Consider the following 21,814-nt stretch of genomic DNA (forward strand, 5'->3'; position numbering starts at 1 on the left):
TGATGGAAGCGGCAGGCGCCGCGATGCCTATAGATTAGGGGTTTCGACGGTTTGGCGGCCAATGCTGTTAAACGCTATGCTATGCACAATCGGCATAATGCGGGTGTGACTACTTGCGTTAAGCGAACGTGAGGCGAGCGCCCGAAGTGCAATATCGAGGCGCGCGGATTGATGGCCAGCAGGGCGTATTGGTGGAGTTGAGATGAACCTTGAGAGCAAGTGGCTGGAAGACTTTGTGGTGCTTGCCGCTACGCGCAGCTTTTCACGGGCAGCTGAAAAACGCTTCGTGACCCAGCCGGCTTTCAGTCGGCGCATTCGCAGCCTGGAAACCGTACTCGGGCTGACGCTGATCAATCGTTCATGTACGCCGATCGAACTGACAGAGGCCGGGCAGCTGTTTCTGGTGACGGCGCGGAGCATGGTCGAGCAACTCAGCGAAGTCGTCCGGCATCTGCATAACCTTGAGGGCAAGCAAGGCGAGGTCTTGCAGATATCCGCCGCGCACTCGCTCACGCTGGGCTTCTTTCCGGAATGGATTGCACGCTTGCGCCGCGAAGGGTTGCCGCTGAATACCCGATTGGTCGCAACCAACGTCGGCGAGGCGGTGCACTCGTTGCGTGAAGGCAGCTGCGATTTGATCCTCGCCTATTACGACCCCGATGCAGCGCTGCAAATGGACCCCGAAATATTTCCATCGCTGCACATGGGCCGCACCGAGATGCTGCCGGTGTGCGCCGTGGATGAACAGGGGCAAGCACTGTTCGATCTCGACTCGGGCCAGACCGTGCCGCTGCTGGCCTACACCGCAGGTGCATTTTTGGGCCGCTCGGTAAATCTGCTGTTGCGCCAACGTGCGCTGCGTTCGGTCACCGTTTACGAAACCGCGATGGCCGACAGCCTGAAAAGTATGGCGCTACAAGGTATGGGCGTAGCGTGGGTGCCGCGCCTGAGCGTCACCGCCGAACTGGCGCGTGGAGAGCTGGTGGTATGCGGCGGCGAGAGCTGGCAAGCACCGCTGGAAATCCGCCTGTATCGCTGCGCGTTAGTCCGCAAAGCCGCCGTACGATTGCTCTGGCGCAAGCTCGAAACAGGCGAAGTCGGCCGTTAACGCAGAAGAGTATTTGGAGTGGCTCATACGGCGCCGAAACATAATCGCCGCGCTCCGTAACCGCACTACGATCACAAGCAAACCGCACCCACCAGAAAGTCCGCCATGACGGAAGCCGCGACGCGGATTCCATCCTCCGCAGCCCACCCCCAGATAATCACAAACCCCCGGAGGATGGATAGCGGCGCGCAGCAACGCAATCCGTCGGACGATTTGCGCCACGCCACCAATCCCGAGTCGACCCGAGAGAACGCCACAACGCCGTCCGGCCACGCCCCCCGATAATCACAAACCCCGGAGGATGGATAGCGGCGCAAAGCAACGCAATCCGTCGAGCAATTTGCGCAACACCACCATTCCCGAGTCGATCCGTAAGAACGCCATGAAGCCGCCCGGCCGCGCCCCCGGATAATCACAAACCCCCGGAGGATGGATAGCGGCGCGAAGCAACGCAATCCGTCAGACGATTTGCGCCACGCCACCAATCCCGAGTCGATCCCTAAGAACACCAAGACGCCGTCCGGCCACGCCCCCGATAATCACAAACCCCCGGAGGATGGATAGCGGCGCGAAGCAACGCAATCCGTCAGACAATTTGCGCAACACCACCAATCCCGAGTCGATACCCAAATCCGCCATAAAGCAGCGAAACCAAACATCCCCAAGCCAATCAGCAAAAGCCCAAACACCGCAAAGTGCCCCATTCCAGCCGGCCAAATGCAATCGTTGCGTAGTGGGTTGAGCCGCATGGATGCGGCGAGAGTTGCGTTGGGCCAAGGACGGCCCATCGCGACGTGCCCACGAAACAACGATGGAATGCGGGAAGCCGAGCAAGGCGAGGCCCAATGGAGGGGCAAGATCTTTTGGTCACTTTTCAATCGATTGTGAAAAGTAACTCGCCGTAAGGGCGAAAAGGTGACGCAAGAACAATACAAATTAAGGCTTAGCGCCAGCGTTCAAAAATCAAAAGAACCAATCAATAGCAGACCGCGCCAGCGGGAATTCAGCCATGACGGAAGCCGCGACGCGGATTCCATCCTCCGCAGGTCACGCCCCCGATAATCACCAACACCCGGAGGATGGATAGCGTCGCAAAGCAACGCAATCCGTCGAGCAATTTGCGCCACGCCACCAATCCCGAGTCGATTCGTAAGAACGCCATGACGCCGCCCGGTCACGCCCCCGATAATCACAAACACCCGGAGGATGGATAGCGGCGCGTAGCAACGCAATCCGTCGGACGATGTGCGCAACACCACCATTCCCAAATCGACCCGCGAAAACGCCATGACGGAAGCCGCGATGCGGATTCCGTCCTCCGGCTGGTCATTGCGCTGAGCCGTATCTACTCAGGTCCCCGATTTAATCTTGGTCCAGGCGCGGGTTCTGGCGCGTTCAGCTTTCTGCGGCAGAGGCTGCAACACATACAGGGTTTTCTGCGCTTCGGCGGTCGGCGTCAGGCCCGGATTGTCGCGGATTTCAGCCTTGATCAACGGCATTGATGCCTTGTTCGGGTTCGGGTAACCGAGGAAGTTACTGGTTGGGCCAATCACTTCCGGGTCGAGCAGGTTGTTGAGGAACTCGTGCGCTTCGGCAACGTTCTGGGCGCTTTTCGGAATGGCGAACGAGTCGAACCACAGCGGCGCGCCTTCCTTCGGCAAACGCCAGTCCACTACTACGCCATTACCGGCTTCCTTGGCGCGGTTGGCGAATTGATAGAAGCTCCCCGAGTAGCCGACCGCAACGCAGATGTTGCCGTTGGCGATGTCGGTCATGTATTTGGCCGAGTGGAAGTAGGCGATGTTCGGACGGATCTTCAGCATCAGATCCGTGGCCTTTTTATAATCGGCCGTTTTGGTGCTGTTTGGGTCCAGGCCAAGGTAATGCAGGGCAATCGGCATGATATCGCCGGGCGAATCGAGCATCGCTACGCCGCACTGCTTGAGCTTGCTGATGTTCTCCTCTTTGAACACCAGATCCCAGCTGTCCACCGGCGCATCGTCACCCAGTACCGCTTTGACCTTTTCCGGGTTGAAGCCGATGATCACGGTGCCGTACATGTAAGGCACGGCGTGTTCGTTGCCCGGGTCGTTGGCCGACATCAGCTTGAGCAGCTGTGGGTCGAGGTTCTTCCAGTTAGGCAGCTTGCTCTTGTCGAGCTTCTGGAACACGTCTGCCTTGATCTGGGTGTCGAGGAAGGTGTTGCTCGGCACGACCAAGTCGTAGCCCGAGTTACCGGCGAGCAATTTTGCTTCCAGCGATTCGTTGGTATCGAATACGTCCCAAGTCAGCTTGATGCCGGACTTCTTGGCGAAGTCTTTGGGCACTGAAGGCAGAATGTAGTCGGCCCAGTTATAAACCCGTAACTCGCGCTCCGCAGCATGGGCTGCGCTGGCCAGCATGGCGGTGCCGCAAATTGCGGCGCCAATCAAAGTGCAAAGCTTCTTCATAGTGATGCGTCCTTGTTAGTTTTATTAGAACCGCGAATCCCTGAGCGGGACTCGCGGTCTTTTAGGGGCGGCAGACTGTTTCAAAACCTTTGAGTACGTTGACGGCATTGATGCCGATTTCTTCGACGGCGTAACCACCTTCCATTACAAACAGAGTCGGTTTGCCGAGCGCCGCAATTCGTTCGCCCATTTTTAAGTAGTCCGGGCTGTCGAGCTTGAACTGCGAAATTGGGTCTTCTTTGAATGTATCGACGCCCAGCGAGACGATGATCACGTCGGCGTCGTAGCGGCTGATCTCTGCGCAGGCTTGTTCCAGCGCGGCGCTCCACTCGCTCCAGCCGCTGCCGGCAGGGAGTGGGTAATTGAAGTTGTAGCCTTCACCTTCGCCTTCACCCGGCTCATCGGCATAGCCCAGAAAGAATGGAAACTCTGCAGCCGGATCGCCGTGGATCGAGGTGAACAGCACATCTTTGCGGTTGTAGAAAATCGACTGGGTGCCGTTACCGTGGTGGTAATCGACATCGAGAATGGCCACGCGCTTGCTGCCCTGATCGAGGAACGCCTGCGCTGCGATGGCGGCGTTGTTGAGGTAGCAATAGCCGCCCATTACATCGCCGGCTGCGTGGTGGCCAGGTGGACGACACAGGGCAAATGCTGTGTGCGCGCCGTTGCTGATTTCACGTTGTGCGGTCAGCGCGACCTGTGCGGCGCTGTACGCGGCTTGCCAAGTGCCAGCAGTAATTGGAGCGCCGCCATCGAAGCTGTAATAGCCCAGCTCACCGTGCAAATGGTTGGGCAGCTTCTGGCGCAGATTGCGCGCGGCGAAGGTGTACGGCATTAAATCGCTGGTGCCGCCTTGGGCCGCCCAACGTGACCAGGCACCTTCGAAGAAGTCCAGATATTCGCGGGTGTGAATCCGCAGCAATGGTTCGCGACCGAAGTCTTCCGGGCCGCGTACCTCACCCAAGTTCTGATTTTGCACACGCTGCAAGATATGGTCGGCGCGCTGCGGTTTCTCAAAACAAGGCATCAATTGCCCGTCGATCAACTCGCATTTGCCGTGATGCAAGTGGTGGTCGTCACTGTAGATGGTCAGCATGGCTGGGCTCTCGGTGTGTACTTGTTATGCCCCATTGTTTGCCTAAGTTGCGTTTGCGAAAACGTCGATAATGGCCAAAAGGGGATAAATCTGGCCAAATTTTGCGGCCATGCTTGTCCATCAGCTGTTTTTGAGTGAATGAATCAAGGGCGAAAATGGCTCGGTGCGATGCCACTCCAGCGCTGAAAGGCATGCCGGAAACTGGCGCTTTCGCTAAAGCCCAGTTCCTCAGCAATCCGACCCACCGGCCAGCCTTCCTGGCAGAGTAGGTCTTTAGCTCGCTCAAAGCGCAGGTCATCCAGCAGCTCTTGATAATGCGTGCCGAGCGCCTGCAAGTGGCGGCGCAGGGTGCGTGGGGAGCAGTGCATCTGCTGCGCCAGTTGTTCTAGGCCTGGCGAGTCGGCCAGTTGTCCGGCGAGTAGTTCGCGAATGCGTGCCAGCCATATCTGCCGGGCCGACAGTTCGCTGTTGAGCTTGCGACAGCACATGAGCATATCTTGATGAGTAATTGCGTCCGCCAGCGGCAGGCGTTTTGTCAGCCAGCTGGCAGGGAAGGCGAACGCATTGCTGGGCGCATCAAATCTGATCGGGCAATCAAAACTGTTGGCATAGCGGTTTGAGTACGTCGGCTCACTGTACATAAATTGCGCGGCGCTCAAGGGCAGGACTTGACCGAGCAAGTCGGCGCAAACCGTTCGCAGTGAGGCGAGGCACATCTCGACATTGAAAACTTCAAGCTCAGGGCGCTGCTGGTAGTTGCTGGCGCTGACCCAGGCCAGTTCACCCTCAATGTTCAAGTCCAGTTTGAAGTAGGTGCCGAGCAGCGCCGGATACTCGAGCATCAGCCGCCAGGCGTCACCAAAAGTGGCACTTGATAGCGCGGCGTAACCGAGAATGCCGTAAGCGGAGATGTGCATGCGCTGGCCCAGTTCGAGCCCGAGATCTTCTCGCAAGGTCAGGCCGTTGGCGCACACCTGAAGTTCCTGATGGGGCGTGATGCGGCTGTTGTTGCCACTCAGATCGGCAGGCTGGATGCCGCTCGCCTCGAGCAGGCGTGAGACTGGCACAGCCGTGTCGGCAAAATATTCGAGGGTCATGGACACTACGTGCAGAGTTGTCACTTGGGCGTGCATCGTTGCCGAATCCAATGGCTGAGATTGGCCAATAAACAGCAAGATGTATGCCGCCGCCCGTGTGCAGGCCGCCAACAGCAGAGCAGAGGGGTGAATCAGGTGAGACGAAAAGAAATGCTTGTGCTAACTGCGCGACGAGGCATTTCTTCTCACGGTTTTAGAACTCCAGTACTGTGCGGCCTTCAATTTTGCCGGCGCGCATCTGGTCGAGGATGACGTTGATGTTGTCCAGTTTATCGGTGGTGCACGTTGCCTTGACCAGGCCTTCTCCAGCGAACTCCATGGCTTCCTGCAAATCTGCGCGGGTGCCGACAATGGAGCCGGTAATGCTGATGGCTTTTAGCACCACATCGAAAATCGGTGCAGGGAAATCACCTGGCGGCAGGCCGACCAAGGCGACGGTGCCGCCGCGCCGGGCTGCGCCAATGGCCTGACCAAACGCGCTGTTCGAAACGGCGGTAACCAGTACGCCGTGAGCGCCGCCAATATCGCGCTGAATCACTGTTGCGGGGTCTTCATTGTGTGCGTTTACGGTGAGTTCTGCACCGAGCCTGCGCGCGAGGTCGAGTTTGCTGTCGTCGACATCAATGGCCGCAACATGCAGGCCCATGGCGCGTGCGTATTGCACAGCAACGTGGCCCAAGCCGCCGATTCCGGAGATCGCGACCCACTGGCCAGGGCGTGCGCCGGTGATCTTCAGGCCTTTGTAAACAGTCACGCCCGCACAGAGAATCGGCGCGATTTCTACAAAGCCAATGTTCTTCGGCAAAATCCCCACGTAGTCAGGGTCTGCCAGTACATATTCGGCGTAGCTGCCGTTTACCGAGTAACCGGTATTTTCTTGGCTTTCGCAGAGGGTTTCCCAGCCAGTAATGCAGTGCTCACAGCAACCGCAGGCGGTATATAGCCAGGGCACGCCGACGCGGTCACCTTCCTTCACCCGGGTGACGCCACTGCCCACGGCAGCCACATAACCCACGCCTTCGTGACCCGGTATAAACGGCAGGCTTGGCTTCACGGGCCAGTCACCCTCGGCGGCGTGCAAATCGGTATGGCAAACCCCGGTGGCTTCGATCTTGACCAGAATCTGGCCCGGCCCGGGCATCGGCACTTTGACTTCTTCAATGCGTAAAGGCTCACCGAAGGTATGCACCACGGCTGCTTTCATGGTCTGTGGCATGTTGAAACTCCCATGACAATGTAATCGGTGGAGTTTGCTCCGCTGGTAAGCCAAGCAATTGACACAGAACATAATCTAGTCAGTTTGCACTGGCGGCCCGCAGACTCTGGACAAACGGTCAGTGGCACTGCTCATTGCCATCACCTTTGCGGTATACTGCGCGGCCTTTGGCTGGCAGAGCCCAGCCTGAACTATTCACAAGCCACGCGAGTTTGACTCACGTGGCTTGTTGGTTTTAGACGCGCCAGCGGGCGCACAATGAAGAGGCACGACGATGAGCGCACTGGTTGGCGTGATCATGGGCTCCAAGTCCGATTGGTCCACCCTTAGCCACACCGCCGAGATGCTGGACAAGCTGGGCATTCCTTACGAAGTTAAAGTGGTGTCTGCCCACCGCACTCCGGATCTGTTGTTTCAATATGCTGACGAGGCAGAAGGCCGTGGCATTCAGGTGATCATCGCCGGTGCCGGTGGTGCAGCCCACCTGCCGGGCATGTGCGCCGCCAAGACCCACTTGCCGGTTCTGGGTGTGCCGGTGCAGTCGTCCATGCTTTCGGGTGTCGACTCACTGCTGTCTATCGTGCAGATGCCAGCCGGTGTTCCGGTGGCGACGCTGGCGATTGGCAAGGCCGGTGCGGTCAACGCGGCATTGCTCGCGGCGAGTATTCTCGGCCACCAGCATCCGCAGTTCCACACGGCGCTGAAAGCGTTCCGTGAAGAGCAAACCGAGACCGTTCTGGCAAACTCGGACCCGCGCAACGCATAAGTTTAACGGGCCCTCGCGGCCCGTTTTCAATGGCGTTGTAGCGGTAAAATTTTGGTTGATCTGCCACCTGCGAAAAGGGGCCTTGCAATGAAAATCGGTGTAATCGGTGGCGGCCAGTTGGGCCGTATGTTGTCACTGGCGGGCACGCCGCTGGGCATGAACTTCGCCTTCCTTGATCCGGCCCCGGATGCTTGCGCGCAAGCGTTGGGCGAGCATATCCGTGCGGATTACGCGGATCAGGATCACCTGCGCCAACTGGCCGACGAGGTTGATCTGGTCACGTTCGAATTCGAAAGCGTGCCGGCCGAGACCGTTGCCTTTCTTTCGCAGTTCGTGCCCGTATATCCAGGCGCCGAAGCCCTGCGCATTGCCCGTGATCGCTGGTTCGAAAAGTCGATGTTCAAGGATCTGGGCATTCCGACCCCCGCGTTCGCCGATATTCAGTCGCAAGCCGATCTCGACGCCGCCGTTGCCAGCATCGGCCTGCCTGCCGTGATGAAAACCCGCACGCTGGGTTACGACGGCAAGGGCCAGAAAGTGCTGCGCAGCGAGCAGGATGTAACCGGAGCATTTGCCGAGTTGGGCAGCGTGCCGTGCATTCTGGAAGGCTTTGTACCCTTCACCGGTGAAGTCTCGCTGGTGGCTGTGCGTGGCCGTGACGGCGAAACGCGTTTCTATCCGTTGGTGCACAACACGCACAACAGCGGGATTCTGGAGCTGTCGATTGCCAGCACCGATCACCCCCTGCAAAGCCTCGCCGAAGATTACGTTGGCCGTGTGCTCAAGCAGCTGGATTATGTCGGTGTGATGGCGTTCGAGTTCTTCGAAATCGACGGCGGCCTCAAGGCCAACGAGATTGCACCGCGCGTGCACAACTCTGGCCACTGGACCATCGAAGGCGCCGAGTGCAGCCAGTTCGAAAACCACCTGCGTGCGATCGCCGGCCTGCCGCTGGGCTCAACCGCCAAAGTGGGCGAGAGCGCCATGCTCAACTTCATCGGTGAAGTGCCGCCTGTGGATAAAGTGACCGCTATTGATGACTGCCATCTGCATCACTACGGCAAGGCATTCAAGGTTGGTCGCAAAGTCGGTCACGCTACGTTGCGTTGTGCTGACCGCGCCACGCTCGATCAGAAGATCAGCCAGGTCCAGAGCCTGATCAAAGCCGTTTGATCCGCCCAATGCGCGCCTCTCTCCGTGGCGCGCATTGAACCTCTGCGGTTGTAGGCTATCTGATAGCCTGTCGCCATGTTTGAACTAGAATAATTCCTGTTCAACACCGCAGAGCCGCAGCGCAAGGCCGTTAGCTGCCTGCATTGGACGACCCCATCTACACGGAGAGCACGCTATGGGCATTATCGGCACGATTTTCATCGGACTCATTGTTGGGCTGCTTGCACGCTTCCTCAAGCCGGGCGATGACAGCCTCGGCTGGATCATGACCATCATTCTGGGTATCGCCGGTTCAGTGGCAGCGACCTACGGCGGTCAAGCGCTGGGCATCTACCAGGCCGGGCAGGGCGCAGGGTTTATCGGTGCCGTTGTGGGTGCTGTGGTCCTGTTGTTCATCTACGGCATGATCAAGAAGAAATAATCGGCTGAAACCGCCTACTGCATAAGGAAACTCGAGTTGATGCGCCGTCTGTGGATAACTTCGCTGTTGTTGGCCAGTAGTGTTGCGATGGCGCAGTTACCCGAGACGGACTGGCTGGAGTTGATGCCGCCGGACGATCGTCAGGCGCTGGAAGACATGCCAGAAATCACGCATGACACCCCAGAGCAAGACGGCACGTTCTATTCGCCGGGCGGCCTCAAGCAGCAGGATAAAAAGCTGCCAGCCGTGATGTACTCGGCTAAAACCGTGGCCGCCCTCGATGGTAAGGTCATGCGTTTAGGCGGATACCCCGTGCCGCTCGAAACCGACAATCAGGGCCGCAGTACCGAGTTCTTCCTCGTGCCTTATCCGGGGGCCTGCATTCATGTGCCGCCACCACCGCCCAATCAATTGGTGCTGGTGCGTTATCCACAGGGCATCGAACTCAGTGATATCTACGCGCCAATCTGGATCAGCGGCAAGTTGCAGATCGAAACCGTGAATAACGACCTCGCCAACGCGGCATACGCCATGACCGCCGACAGCGTGCGCATGGTGGAAGAAGACGACCTCTGACGCTGTTGATTCAGGGCTCGCCGGCATTCACAGTTCAGGTGTACAGGCTTCTCTGATTGCGCCGTGATCTCAAACACTGCCGTTGGCAGCGCCTACTTTGCCGCGGTTTTGGCGGCTATCCATTGCGACATGTATTGAGTGCTTTTGAGCGTGTGATGGCGCAGCATGCGGCCAGTAAAGTTATCCACACGGTGCTGTTCGCGCTGCTCAAATAGCAGCTGGAGCCTGGCAATCAACTCATCTCCTAACGGCTCACGCGCAAAGCGTTGCTCAAGAATGGCCCGGCCATTGTCTTGAGCTTGCTGCCACAACGTCGGGTCTTCATGCAGCGCTACAGCCGCCTCGGCAAACGACTCAGCATCCGCCACGATTGCCCCGCCCCAGGCCAATTCACCGTGCATGCCTTCGCTGCCAATGGCCGTGGTGACATTGGGTGTGCCGCAGGCCATTGCATCGGCCAGCTTGCCCTTGATGCCCGCGCCAAAACGCAGCGGCGCGAGGCACACGCGTGCGCGCGTCATCACTTCATGTGCATCATCCGCCCAGCCCAGTACCAGAAAACCCTGCTTGGGGTTATGCAGTGCGGTGGCTTTCGGCGGTGGATAAGCGCCATAAACGTGCAATTGCGCATTGGGCAGGCGTTGGCGCACCAGTGGCCACAACACGTTCTTCAGCCATAACACCGAATCCCAGTTGGGCGCATGGCGGAAGTTGCCAATGCTGATGAAGTGCTGGCGCTGCTCGAAAGGTAACGGCTCAACCACCGGCGGAATCAGCATTAACGGGTTGTGCATGAGCAATGCTGGCGGCACGCCAAAGCGCTGTTGCAGCAGTTGCACCTCGAAATCAGAAATCATCAGCGTCAGGTCGCTGCGGTAGATCGCGGCGATTTCGCGCTGGGCCATGTCATGGCTGGCCATCACCTGATAAAGCGTGTCCATGTCGGCCGTTACTGCCGGCACCTGATGGCGTTCAGCTTCCGAGTCGCAGGCTTGCTGGGCGGTTTTCAGCAGATGCTGGCGGGCATCGCGCAGGCAGTGCAGGTCACTGGTATCGAGCACGCGCAGGGCTTGCGGCCAGGCCCGTTCCACTCGCCAGGCGAATTGTTCTTCGGTGAAGTAACGGTCGAACAGCACCATGTCTGGCTGCAGCTCGCTCACCAGTGCATCGAAGCTGTCGCAGTTAAGGGCGATTTGCAGCTCCGGGATTTGCAGTGAGCTGAGGTCTGCACGGTGCTCTGATAACGCCGCAGCACTGGCAAAACTCACGCTCCAGCCCTGCTTTCGGAACAGTTCGAGCAACTCGATCATGCGGCTACCCGCCGCGGATGAGCGGGGCTCGGGCCAGACGTAACCGATTACCAGAATTTTGTGCATGCGGGCGCTTATCAAAAGGAGCTGAGGTCGGCGATTATACAGAGGCTGGCTTGGATATCCGGCAGGCATTGTGGCCCATCGGGAAGCCGTAATCAGTGCTTTAATCTGCCTGCGGCTAATTGGTTAACGGGAGTGAGTCATGAAAGCATTGATGCTGTTGATGTTATGCCTGCTATCGAGCGCGGCGCTGGCGCTGGAGAAAGGAGAGCGCCTGGAGTCCTGGACCTTGCTGGACCAGTTCGAGCAGCCCTACACATTGGATAACCAACTGCAGGTGCTGTTGGTCGCTCGCGACATGGAGGGCGCCGAAATGCTTGAAGCGGCGTTGCAGGGTCAGCCCAAAGGCTATTTGCAGCAGCGCAACGCGGTGTTTCTCGCCGATATCAGCAAGATGCCCAGCTTGATTGCCAAGATGTTCGCAGTGCCTGCCATGCGCGATTACAACTATCGGGTGCTGCTCGATCGCGAGTCGCGGGTGGTGCCGCGCTATGACGTCGCGGAATCGACCGTGATGTGGTTGCAACTCAAGGATGGCAAGCTGCAAGAACTGCATAACTTTACCGATGCAGCTGCATTGCGCGGCGCATTAGAGGCCGCCCCGCAAGACAGCGGGGCGGGCGACTGAAATCAGTCGCTATACGCCTCGCTCCACAGGCTGATCGCCAGATGGTGCTCGGCCCCGGGCTTTAGTTGCACCAAGTCGTCCATCACGTTGGCGTGCTCAATACAGAGCATGTCGAGCCAGGCGTTGTCGGCAAACTCGCTGAGCTGCTGGGCCTTTTTGACCCAAGGATTCCACACCACCGCCGAGCGCGTGCCGCTGCTGCTCATGCGAATCCGGCGCTGCCAATGGCTGTCGACAATGCTCAGCTCGTTCGGCGTGTTGAGGTAGATGCGGTCGGTTTCGCCGTGGAACTTGATGTTGCCGCGCTGCTCGCGAACCTCCCAATCCGCCAGCGTTTCGATGTAGCGGCAATCGGCGAGGCCTTCGACTTCAACCTGACGAATATCGCTCACTGCAAAGTAGCTGTGCAGCGCCTGGCTGATATTCAACTGGCTGTCGCCGATGTTCTTGCAGTGCAGGTCGATATGCAGCTTCTCGTCGAGCCGGATGTGCAGGCGCAGATCAGCCTGATGCGGCCAGCCTTCCAGCGGCGTCTCGGCGGTGTTGAGGCTGAACTCCAGCGATACCCCGGCCGCGCTGCTTGCGATGTCGACCAACTGCCAGTCGATGTTCCGCACCAGGCCATGAAATGGCGCATTCTGCGGATCGGTGTGCATGGCCTGAGTGATCGCCGGATTGCGCTGCAAATCGCCAAACCACGGCCAGCAAACCGGTACGCCGCCCCGTGGACTGTTGCCGGCTTGCAGCTCAGCCAAATCACTCAGCCAGATCACTGGCGGTTCACCGTCGCGCTGATAACTGAGAATTTGCGCGCCTTGCTGAGTCACCAATAACTCGGCAGCGCCGTAGCGAACCTGCCAGCAATTCAATCCGCCCAGTTCGAGCCGTTCAACGTTATATGTCGTCATGAGCGTATTCCTGAAAAAGCATTGATGACCATTGGAACGCAGCCGCCCCCTAAAAGCAAAACGCCCATCGACTGATGAGCGCTTTTGCTTCTAGCCAAATGCCACCGAACTGGTGGAGTTGGGTTAGTGCACCTGAGGTGCGGCACAGATGTGGCCTGTAACTGAGCTGCTTTCGCAGGGCTATTCGCCAGTCTCGAAATGCCCATCAAAAAAAGCGCTCTTGCCCTTAGCCATCTCTAGCACTGCTTTTCGCCCATAAAAAACGCCCATCAAATGATGAGCGCTCTTGCTCTTAACCAAGCTGTCACCGAATTGGTGGAGTCAGGTTCGTGGACCTGAGGTCCTGAGACAAGGCGCTGCACCGAGCCATAGCCATCTATGGCGAGGTGCAGCAACGCAGTATCAGGCCCTCAGGGGCCGAACCTGACCCGCCAATTTAGTTGCCGTAAACCTGCTCAGGCAACCACGTGATTAAGCCTGGATACATGTAGGCAATCACCAGCAGGAACAGCTGAATCAGGATAAACGGCACGACACCTTTGTAGATCGTGCTGGTCGGAACCGACTGTGGCGTAACACCACGCAGGTAGAACAGCGCAAAACCAAACGGTGGCGTCAGGAAGGATGTTTGCAGGTTGAGTGCAATCATGACCCCCAGCCAGATCGGGTCGAGGCCCATCGCCAGCAACACCGGGCCCACAATCGGCACCACCACGAAGGTGATTTCGATGAAGTCGAGGATGAAGCCGAGGAAGAAAATCACCACCATCACCAGGAAGAACGCACCCAGTACGCCGCCAGGCAATTGCGCGAATACGTCCTCGATCAGGATTTCGCCGCCGAAGCCGCGGAATACCAGGGAGAACAACGAGGCGCCGATGAGGATCATGAAGACCATCGCGCTGATTTCGGTGGTGCCGTAAGCCACTTCACGCAGTTGGGTGAAGTTCAGCTTGCGCTTCACGGTTGCCAGAACCATTGCGCCCAAAGCACCCAGCGCCGCAGCTTCTGTCGGAGTGGCGTAACCGGCAAGGATCGAGCCCAGCACGGCCGCAATCAGAATCAGCGGCGGGATAAGTGCATTGGCCAGCTTGCCCCACTCGATCGGACCGAGCTCTTCCTGCGGCAGCGCCGGCAGTTTTTTCGGTTGAAAAATGGCTACCGCGATGATGTACAGAATGTACATGCCCACCAGCAGCATGCCGGGCAGGAACGCGCCGACGAACAGGTCACCCACCGAGACGGTCTTGGGCGAGAAGATGCCCATCTTCAACTGTGCTTGTTGGTAGGCGCTGGACATTACGTCACCCAGCAAAACCAGCACGATCGACGGTGGGATGATCTGGCCCAACGTGCCAGTCGCGGCGAGTGTGCCGGTCGAAATGGCCGGGTCGTAACCGCGACGCAACATGGTTGGCAATGCCAGCAAACCCATGGTGACTACGGTTGCACCCACGATACCGGTGGAAGCGGCAAGCAGTGCGCCTACCACGCAAACCGAGATGGCCAGGCCGCCACGCAGAGTGCCGAACAAACGCGACATCGACTCCAGCAGGTCTTCGGCAACCCTGGATTTCTCCAGCATCACTCCCATGAACACGAATAGCGGCACCGCCAACATGGTCTGGTTGTTCATGATGCCAAACAGACGGTTGGGTAGGGCGCTCAGATAGGTTGCATCAAAGGTGTTGGTCAGCACGCCAATACCGGCGAAAACCAGCGATACACCACCTAAGGTGAACGCCACCGGATAGCCGGCCATCAAGGCCACGCAGATACAGATAAACAGCAGAATCGGCATCAGCTCAGCCATGTTTCACCTCCGGCTCGGGCAGGCGACCGGCGAGCAGATAAATACCTTTGATCAGATCGGAGATGCCTTGCAGAACCAGAGACACAACCAACACCAGAATGATGCTTTTTTGCAGATAGACGTAATGCAGGCCGCCCGACTCGCTGGACGCTTCATGCGTTGCCCACGAGTTGGCGACGTAATCCCAGCTGCTCCAGCCGAGGAACAGGCACAGCGGCAGCAGGAACAGCAGCGTGCCGCCGATGTCGACCAGCGCCTGACGTTTCGGGCTGAACTTCTGGTAGAAAATATCCACTCGAACGTGGGCATTGCGTTGCAGTGTCCAGGCGGAGGCACCCATGAAGACAAGGGCGTGTGCATACAGCACCGCTTCTTGCAGGGCGGTGGCGCCAATCCCGAAACCGTAACGCAGAACCACAACGACGGCTGTACCAAGCACCAGAAATACGGTGAGCCAGGCACACGCCTGACCGAAGCGCATGTTCAGTGCATCGATGAAACGAGCGATTGCTAATGGAAGTGGGGGCTTGTCGGACATAAGGAGTCCTTATCGTTATAGGGTGAGAATTGCAGGCACAGGCTAGCTGAAACCACGACGCGCGATCATGTAGCAATTAGTTGCAGTGATATTGTTGTTCAGTTTCTACTCTGCAGGCACTAAAAAACTGCTCAGGGCAGTTATCAGATTGTCCCTAATCTGCAGAGGGGCCAGGCCCGGAGCAAAAGTTGAGCGTATTTCAGCCCATTTTCGCCACGCAAAACTGTACGCAGTGAAAAGTCAGGCGATTCTAGGCACCTGTTGATAATGCGGCAATGGCACTACAACTTTAGTCGAATCTACTAGGCTTGAGCGCTAGTTCACCCTATGTTAGTCAGGCGTGGTCTGCCAACAGTGATCCTGTGGTCAGACCAATACAACAAGAAGGAGCATTGAATGAAACGTCGTCAAATACTCGCGGCCGCGGGTGTAGGTCTGGCAGCTACTGCTTTGGCAGGCTGCAAAGAAGAGGCTAAAACTGCTGGCGAACCCCAAAAAGGCGCGGGTGGTGAGACTTTTAACTGGAAGATGGTTACTTCGTGGCCAAAAAACTTTCCGGGCGTTGGCGTAGGTGCCGAACGTTTCGCCACGCTCGTCAATGAGATGAGTAATGGTCGTCTGAAGGTCAAGGTTTACGCCGCTGGGGAGCTGGTGCCGGCACTTGAAGTTTTCGACGCTGTTTCGCGTGGTACTGCTGAAATGGGCCACGGTGCTCCTTACTACTGGAAAGGCAAAGTGCCTGCTGCCCAGTTCTTCTGCGCCTTGCCATTTGGCCCTAATGCCCAAGAAATGAACGCCTGGCTGCACAAGGGTGGCGGCATGGAGTTGTGGGAAGAGGCGTATAAGCCTTTCGGCGTACTGCCTATGGCGTGCGGCGCTACCGGCGTACAAACCGCTGGCTGGTTCAACAAAGAAATCAACTCGGTTGATGACTTCAACGGCCTGAAAATGCGTACTCCGGGTCTGGGCGGCGAAGTGCTGACCAAAATGGGCGGTACCGTGGTTAACATGCCGGCGGGTGAAATTTTCACCGCACTGCAAACCGGTGCCATCGACGCTACCGAGTGGATTGGTCCGTACAACGACCAGGCGCTGGGTTTGCATAAAGCAGCCAAGTACTACTACACACCAGGCTGGCAAGAGCCGAACGTAACGTTCGAACTGGACGTTAACATCAAGGCATGGGAAAGCCTGCCAAAAGACCTGCAAGCCATCGTGCGTGCAGCGGCCCGTGATGTGAACGGCGACATGCTCGACGATTACAACACGCGCAACATGGAAGCCATGGAACAGCTGAAGAAAGAAGGCGTCGACGTGCGTCGTCTGCCGGATGAGGTGCTGGCCAAGCTCAAGGAAGTGGCATCGGGCGTCGTCGACGCCACTGCAGCAGCCGACCCGGTTGCGGCCAAGGTTTGGGCTCAGCAGAGCGCATTCCTTGAGCGTATGTATGAATACGCCGAGGCCAACGAGAAAGACATTTACAACATCCGCGGCTAATTTAGCGGGACTGCAAAAACGCCGACTTTCGAGTCGGCGTTTTTGTGTCTGGGGAAAATGTCGCGCGCTGGGACTCAGCCAGCCACATTGTCGTAGTTCGTTTGCTTTTTGGTAACATATTGGTTACCATTGTGTATGGCGATAACTGTTGAAGAATATTTGCGCGAGGATAACTCAAGCCCTTTTAACGCATGGTTCTGTGCGTTGGACGCGCAAGCTGCGGCCAAGGTTTCCACCGCAATTGTGCGGATGGAAATGGGCAACACTGCCAATATCAAATGGTTCGATGGGCTGGGCGAGTACCGCATCAATTGGGGGCCAGGCTACAGAATCTATCTGGTAGAAGAAGGCTCGCGGCTGATCATCCTCTTTGCTGGTGGCACCAAAGCCAGCCAGAAAGCCGACATCAAACGTGCAGCACAGTTATTGCGCGAGTACAAAAGCCGCAAGCGTGCGGCAACGCGAAAGAGGTAACCGATATGGCGCTCACCCGCAGCTTCAAACATTCCATCGCCGAGCGTGCGCAGCGCGATCCAGAGTTTGCTCTGTCGCTGCTTGATGAGGCCGCAAGCCTGTTCCTCAACGGCGAACCTGAAACCGCCCGAGTAATTCTGCGCGATTTAGTCAACGCGACTGTCGGATTCGAAGAGCTTGCCAAGCAAACCAGCAAGCCCAGCAAAAGCCTGCATCGCATGCTGTCTGCCAGCGGTAACCCCAGCATGGATAATCTGGCGGCGATATTGGCGGTCATTCGATCCAATCTGGGCGTCGAGATTCAAGTGCGCGCCGTGCGCGCAGCTTGAGCTAACTCCCGCCCTTAAACGTACGCATGCAAAAACGCCGACTTTCGAGTCGGCGTTTTTGTGTCTGTTGGTTGTGCTTTACAGACTGCTCAGCGGCGTGGAGGGAGTGAGCGGGTTCTCCCGCTGCCATCAATGGCGACGAACACGAAAACGGCTTCGGTTACCTTGCGCCACTCGCTTGAGAGCGGATCATCGCTCCACACCTCGACCATCATCTGGATCGAGCTGCGGCCGACTTCCAGCGCCTGGGTATAAAAAGATAATTGCGCGCCAACGGCTACCGGCACCAGAAACGCCATGCGGTCGATTGCAACGGTTGCAACACGTCCGCCAGCAATCTTGCTGGCCATCGCCGTGCCTGCCAAATCCATTTGAGCTACCAGCCAACCGCCGAAAATATCGCCAAAACCATTGGTTTCACGGGGGAGGGCGGTGATCTGAAGGGCCAGATCGCCTTGTGGTATCGGGTCTTCCTGTTCGAAATCGTTCATCTAATTAACGGCTCTCAGCGCGGTTATTGTTATCAGCGCGTATCAGCTCGGTAAAAATGCTTGCGAGGCACCTGAGTGCGACGCATAAACCGGCACATGCTTGGCGCTGGTCTAAAGGCTGCGCTGTCAAATAGCTAGCAGACCCTCAAAGCATGGGCATGCAGAGTATACCGACTGAGCAGTCGCTGGGCGACTGCCAGCACAGCTTATGTCGTGCTGTTCGCCGACTTTTGCCATGTTTTAAGCATAAAAAGTGGCAAAAGGATGTCACGGTCATCTAACTGTCACATTGCTTTCATAGATTGGTCACAAGGCCTGCAGATAATGGCCCCGTTCTTTCCAACACCCTTTCTGCTAGGAGCAAGGCATGAATCTGAAGCGTTTGATGGCGGCCATGACTTTTGTCGCCGCTGGCGTCGCCACCGCCAATGCGGTAGCCGCTATCGACCCGGCACTGCCGACCTATGAAAAGACCTCGGGCGTCTCGGGTAACTTGTCGAGCGTAGGCTCTGACACCCTGGCCAACCTGATGACTCTCTGGGCTGAGAACTACAAGAAACTTTACCCCAACGTAAACATCCAGATTCAGGCTGCTGGTTCTTCTACCGCGCCACCTGCACTGACTGAGGGCACTTCCAACCTCGGCCCGATGAGCCGCAAGATGAAAGATGCCGAGCTGCAGGCTTTTGAAGAAAAGTATGGCTACAAGCCAACTGCAATCCCGGTGGCTATCGACGCCCTGGCTGTATTCGTACACAAAGACAACCCGATCAAAAGCCTGAGCATGCAACAGGTTGACGCGATCTTCTCGAGCACCCGTCTTTGCGGCGAAGCTAAAGAAATCAAGACCTGGGGTGATGCTGGTCTGACTGGCGACTGGGCTAGCAAGCCGGTTCAGCTGTTCGGTCGTAACTCGGTATCCGGCACTTACGGTTACTTCAAAGAAGAAGCCCTGTGCAAAGGTGACTTCCGTTCGAACGTGAACGAGCAGCCGGGTTCGGCTTCGGTTGTGCAGTCGATCTCAAGCACGATCAACGCCATCGGTTACTCGGGCATTGGCTACAAGACCTCCAGCGTTCGTGCTGTCGCGCTGCTGGACAAGAACGGCAAGGCTGAAGAGGCCACTGAAGACAACGCTCTGGCAGGTAAATACCCGCTGTCGCGCTTCCTTTACGTCTACGTGAACAAGGCCCCAAACAAGGCTCTGAGCCCGCTGGAAGCTGAATTCGTGAAGATGGTTCTGTCCAAGCAAGGTCAGGAAGTTGTGGTCAAGGATGGTTACATCCCGCTGCCTTCCAAAGTGGTTGCCAAGACCATGAAGGACCTGGGCCTGTAAGGCGTCTTTAAGACTTCTTATAGCCTCAAGCAGCAACGCCCGCCCTCCTTTGGAGAGGTGGGCGTTGTCGCGTCACCTCTCTGTAATCTTTCTGTCACACAAGATCGTTAAATTCATGCTTCCGCTTTAATCAGCGGCGCGAGTGCGTAACCCGCCCCAGAGATTTTTGTATGAACGACTTGGCCAATGAAACCATGACCGCTCCTTCGAACAGCAGCCAACGGCTGGACTTCAATACGCCCGCCTTGCTGCGCAAGCGTCGCTCACGTGCGCTCAAAGACCGCATGGCGCGCTGGTACGTTTCAATCGGCGGCCTGGCCGTGCTGGGTGCAATTACCCTGATTTTCTTCTACCTCGCCTACGTGGTTATGCCGATCTTCTCTGGCGCCAGTATCGAGGCAAAAACCGAACAGCAGCCTGGCTGGCTGGCTGGCGAAGGCAAACCGCTGATGCTCGCGGTGGAAGAACAGAACAAGGTTGCCATGCGCCTCAATACTGAAGGCCACGTGCAGTTCTTTGCCATGAAAGATGGCTCGGCCCTGACCAACTTTGATCTGCCGCTGCCAGAGGGTGCCACCATCACCTCGCACAGTGAAGATCAGCCGGGCAGCCGCCGCACCATCATTGGTCTGTCCAATGGTCAGGCGCTGGTGTTCAAGCAGAATTACGCCGTCACTTATCCCAACAACGTCAAAACCATCACCCCGGTTCTGCAATATCCATTCGGCGAAGAACCAATCGCCCTTGACCCGCAGGGTCGCCCGCTTGAGCACGTGGCGATGAACCTGAATGGCGATAACCTGATTATTTCGGCATCGACCGGCAATGAATTGCACGTGTTGTCGATGACCAATGAAGAAAATGAATTCACCGGCGAAGTCTCGCAGTCGCAAGAGCGTCTGAGCCTGCCGCAGATGGCTGAGCCGATAAGTTCGATGCTGATCGACCCGCGTCAGCAGTGGCTTTATGTGTTCAACGGCAAGTCTGCCGCCAGTGTGTTCGACCTGCGCAGCAAAACCCTGAATGGCCGTTACAACCTGCTTTCGGGCAATGCCGAAGTAACTGCAGTGAGCCCACTGCTGGGCGGTATTTCGCTGTTGATTGGTAACAGCCTGGGCGGTATTGACCAATGGTTCATGGTGCGTGACAACGACGGCAAGTCGGCACTCACGCACATTCGCGGCTTCCAGATGAGCGACAGCCCGATTACCCAATTCATGCCGGAAGAGCGCCGTAAAGGTTTCATGGCGCTGGACGCGAAAGGCAATATGGGTATTTTCCACAGCACCGCTCACCGCACCCTGCTGGTTGAAAAGGTTGCTGATGGCGATGCAGTCGCAGCCCTGTCACCGCGTGCATCGCGTGTGCTGGTCGAGTCGAATGGCACGCTGCAAACTTACAAGATTGATAACCCGCACCCGGAAGTTTCCTGGAGTTCGCTGTGGGGTAAGGTCTGGTACGAAAACTACGACGAGCCCAAATACATCTGGCAGTCGACCTCGGCCAACAGTGATTTCGAGCCAAAGCTGAGCCTCGCGCCGCTGACATTCGGTACTCTGAAAGCAGCCTTCTACGCGATGCTGCTGGCTGCGCCACTGGCAATTTGCGCCGCAATCTACACCGCCTACTTCATGGCTCCGGCCCTGCGCGGCAAGGTCAAGCCGGTCATTGAGCTGATGGAAGCATTGCCGACGGTTATTCTGGGTTTCTTCGCCGGCCTGTTTCTGGCGCCGTATGTCGAAGGTCATCTGCCCGGCATATTCAGCTTATTGTTGCTAACGCCAATCGGCATTCTGCTTGCCGCTTATGGCTGGAGCCGCTTGCCTGAGCGCATCCGCCTGATCGTTCCGGATGGCTGGGAAGCCGCTCTGCTGATTCCGGTGATTCTGCTGGTAGCCGGCGGTTCGCTGAGCATGAGCGGACACATGGAAAACTGGTTCTTCGGCGGCGACATGCGCCTGTGGCTGAGCAACGACCTGGGTATTGCCTTCGATCAGCGCAACGCACTGGTGGTTGGTCTGGCGATGGGTTTTGCGGTCATCCCGAACATCTACTCGATTGCTGAAGACGCTGTGTTCAGTGTGCCCAAGAGCCTTACATTTGGCTCCCTGGCACTTGGCGCAACGCCGTGGCAGACCCTCACCCGTGTGGTGATCCTGACAGCCAGCCCGGGTATTTTCTCGGCACTGATGATCGGTCTGGGCCGTGCGGTTGGTGAAACCATGATTGTACTGATGGCCACCGGTAACACCCCGATCATGGACATGAACATCTTTGAAGGCCTGCGTACGCTGGCCGCCAACGTCGCGGTGGAAATGCCGGAATCGGAAGTGGGCAGTAGCCACTACCGCATCCTGTTCCTGTCGGCGCTGGTGCTGTTGAGCTTCACCTTCGTGATGAACACGCTGGCTGAAATCATTCGTACCCGCCTGCGTAAGAAATACGCTTCGCTCTAAGACTCGGGAAGGTAGACGTCTGTGAAAAAGCAAAACCTCAAATCCTGGTTCAAGAGCGGTTCTCC

21 protein-coding genes are annotated in these 21,814 nt (G+C 57.3%); 11 read left to right on the forward strand and 10 right to left on the reverse strand.

Features of this window, described 5'->3' with window-relative positions:
- Positions 1-202: 202 nt before the first annotated feature.
- Positions 203-1,108: a LysR substrate-binding domain-containing protein gene (locus tag FEZ62_RS08230; RefSeq protein ID WP_069899969.1), complete on the forward strand. Its 906-nt coding sequence runs from the start codon at positions 203-205 to the stop codon at positions 1,106-1,108.
- Positions 1,109-2,111: 1,003 nt separating this feature from the next.
- Here FEZ62_RS08230 and FEZ62_RS08235 read toward each other — a convergent pair.
- The 5 genes from FEZ62_RS08235 to adhP form a co-directional block, all read right to left on the reverse strand.
- A complete protein-coding gene (locus FEZ62_RS08235; protein ID WP_172927374.1) occupies positions 2,112-2,270 on the reverse strand; it encodes a hypothetical protein in 159 nt (52 codons plus the stop codon).
- Positions 2,271-2,457: 187 nt separating this feature from the next.
- On the reverse strand, positions 2,458-3,558 hold the full coding sequence (locus FEZ62_RS08240) for a polyamine ABC transporter substrate-binding protein (protein ID WP_150547927.1): 1,101 nt from the start codon (positions 3,556-3,558) through the stop codon (positions 2,458-2,460).
- Between the two features lie 61 nt (positions 3,559-3,619).
- Entirely contained in the window at positions 3,620-4,657 is a 1,038-nt protein-coding gene (locus FEZ62_RS08245) for a histone deacetylase family protein (RefSeq protein WP_069899967.1), read from the reverse strand.
- Positions 4,658-4,800: 143 nt separating this feature from the next.
- Positions 4,801-5,790 carry an AraC family transcriptional regulator gene (locus FEZ62_RS08250; RefSeq protein ID WP_172927375.1) on the reverse strand — a complete coding sequence of 330 codons (990 nt, stop codon included), beginning with the start codon at positions 5,788-5,790 and terminating at the stop codon, positions 4,801-4,803.
- Positions 5,791-5,947: 157 nt separating this feature from the next.
- Positions 5,948-6,970 (reverse strand): alcohol dehydrogenase AdhP, encoded by a 1,023-nt coding sequence (gene adhP, locus FEZ62_RS08255; protein ID WP_172927376.1) that lies wholly within the window; start codon positions 6,968-6,970, stop codon positions 5,948-5,950.
- A gap of 274 nt (positions 6,971-7,244) precedes the next feature.
- Between adhP and purE the strand changes: the two genes are divergently transcribed.
- The 4 genes from purE (at position 7,245) to FEZ62_RS08275 (ending at position 9,906) form a co-directional block, all read left to right on the forward strand.
- Positions 7,245-7,736, forward strand: a complete 492-nt coding sequence (purE, locus tag FEZ62_RS08260; protein ID WP_069899964.1) for a 5-(carboxyamino)imidazole ribonucleotide mutase — start codon at positions 7,245-7,247, stop codon at positions 7,734-7,736.
- An 87-nt stretch (positions 7,737-7,823) separates the two neighbouring features.
- Entirely contained in the window at positions 7,824-8,909 is a 1,086-nt protein-coding gene (locus tag FEZ62_RS08265) for a 5-(carboxyamino)imidazole ribonucleotide synthase (RefSeq protein ID WP_150547923.1), read from the forward strand.
- 175 nt (positions 8,910-9,084) lie between these two features.
- The gene (locus FEZ62_RS08270) at positions 9,085-9,330 is read left to right on the forward strand and encodes a GlsB/YeaQ/YmgE family stress response membrane protein (protein ID WP_069899962.1); all 246 of its coding nucleotides are present in this window, start codon (positions 9,085-9,087) and stop codon (positions 9,328-9,330) included.
- A 39-nt stretch (positions 9,331-9,369) separates the two neighbouring features.
- Positions 9,370-9,906: a DUF3299 domain-containing protein gene (locus FEZ62_RS08275; RefSeq protein WP_172927377.1), complete on the forward strand. Its 537-nt coding sequence runs from the start codon at positions 9,370-9,372 to the stop codon at positions 9,904-9,906.
- Positions 9,907-9,998: 92 nt separating this feature from the next.
- Here FEZ62_RS08275 and FEZ62_RS08280 read toward each other — a convergent pair whose 3' ends face one another.
- Positions 9,999-11,282, reverse strand: a complete 1,284-nt coding sequence (locus tag FEZ62_RS08280; RefSeq protein WP_172927378.1) for a glycosyltransferase — start codon at positions 11,280-11,282, stop codon at positions 9,999-10,001.
- Between the two features lie 139 nt (positions 11,283-11,421).
- Here FEZ62_RS08280 and FEZ62_RS08285 point away from each other — a divergent pair, with 139 nt between their 5' ends.
- Positions 11,422-11,907 (forward strand): FAD/FMN-containing dehydrogenase, encoded by a 486-nt coding sequence (locus FEZ62_RS08285; protein WP_172927379.1) that lies wholly within the window; start codon positions 11,422-11,424, stop codon positions 11,905-11,907.
- 2 nt (positions 11,908-11,909) lie between these two features.
- On the opposite strand, the gene FEZ62_RS08290 is transcribed toward FEZ62_RS08285, so the two are convergent.
- The 3 genes from FEZ62_RS08290 to FEZ62_RS08300 all read right to left on the reverse strand — a co-directional run bounded on the left by FEZ62_RS08290 (position 11,910) and on the right by FEZ62_RS08300 (position 15,166).
- Positions 11,910-12,815 (reverse strand): D-hexose-6-phosphate mutarotase, encoded by a 906-nt coding sequence (locus tag FEZ62_RS08290; RefSeq protein ID WP_172927380.1) that lies wholly within the window; start codon positions 12,813-12,815, stop codon positions 11,910-11,912.
- A gap of 436 nt (positions 12,816-13,251) precedes the next feature.
- Positions 13,252-14,628, reverse strand: a complete 1,377-nt coding sequence (locus FEZ62_RS08295) for a TRAP transporter large permease subunit (RefSeq protein ID WP_069899957.1) — start codon at positions 14,626-14,628, stop codon at positions 13,252-13,254.
- Complete coding sequence (locus FEZ62_RS08300) at positions 14,621-15,166, reverse strand: TRAP transporter small permease subunit (RefSeq protein WP_069899956.1); 546 nt, start codon at positions 15,164-15,166, stop codon at positions 14,621-14,623. Before FEZ62_RS08300 ends, FEZ62_RS08295 begins: the two co-directional genes overlap by 8 nt.
- Before the next feature lie 396 nt (positions 15,167-15,562).
- On the opposite strand from FEZ62_RS08300, the gene FEZ62_RS08305 reads away from it, so the two are divergent.
- The 3 genes from FEZ62_RS08305 (at position 15,563) to FEZ62_RS08315 (ending at position 17,466) form a co-directional block, all read left to right on the forward strand.
- Positions 15,563-16,663, forward strand: a complete 1,101-nt coding sequence (locus FEZ62_RS08305) for a TRAP transporter substrate-binding protein (protein ID WP_172927381.1) — start codon at positions 15,563-15,565, stop codon at positions 16,661-16,663.
- 135 nt (positions 16,664-16,798) lie between these two features.
- The gene (locus FEZ62_RS08310) at positions 16,799-17,137 is read left to right on the forward strand and encodes a type II toxin-antitoxin system RelE/ParE family toxin (RefSeq protein WP_172927382.1); all 339 of its coding nucleotides are present in this window, start codon (positions 16,799-16,801) and stop codon (positions 17,135-17,137) included.
- 5 nt (positions 17,138-17,142) lie between these two features.
- Complete coding sequence (locus FEZ62_RS08315; RefSeq protein ID WP_172927383.1) at positions 17,143-17,466, forward strand: transcriptional regulator; 324 nt, start codon at positions 17,143-17,145, stop codon at positions 17,464-17,466.
- A gap of 89 nt (positions 17,467-17,555) precedes the next feature.
- Here FEZ62_RS08315 and FEZ62_RS08320 read toward each other — a convergent pair whose 3' ends face one another.
- Entirely contained in the window at positions 17,556-17,957 is a 402-nt protein-coding gene (locus tag FEZ62_RS08320; protein ID WP_090512353.1) for an acyl-CoA thioesterase, read from the reverse strand.
- A gap of 367 nt (positions 17,958-18,324) precedes the next feature.
- Between FEZ62_RS08320 and FEZ62_RS08325 the strand changes: the two genes are divergently transcribed.
- Both FEZ62_RS08325 and FEZ62_RS08330 read left to right on the forward strand, forming a co-directional pair.
- Complete coding sequence (locus tag FEZ62_RS08325; RefSeq protein ID WP_172927384.1) at positions 18,325-19,293, forward strand: phosphate ABC transporter substrate-binding protein PstS; 969 nt, start codon at positions 18,325-18,327, stop codon at positions 19,291-19,293.
- Positions 19,294-19,463: 170 nt separating this feature from the next.
- Positions 19,464-21,749 (forward strand): ABC transporter permease subunit, encoded by a 2,286-nt coding sequence (locus tag FEZ62_RS08330; protein ID WP_172927385.1) that lies wholly within the window; start codon positions 19,464-19,466, stop codon positions 21,747-21,749.
- Positions 21,750-21,814 lie beyond the last annotated feature (65 nt).

Source organism: Pseudomonas sp. MS19 (assembly GCF_013277615.1).
Taxonomy (GTDB): Bacteria; Pseudomonadota; Gammaproteobacteria; order Pseudomonadales; family Pseudomonadaceae; genus Aquipseudomonas; species Aquipseudomonas marincola.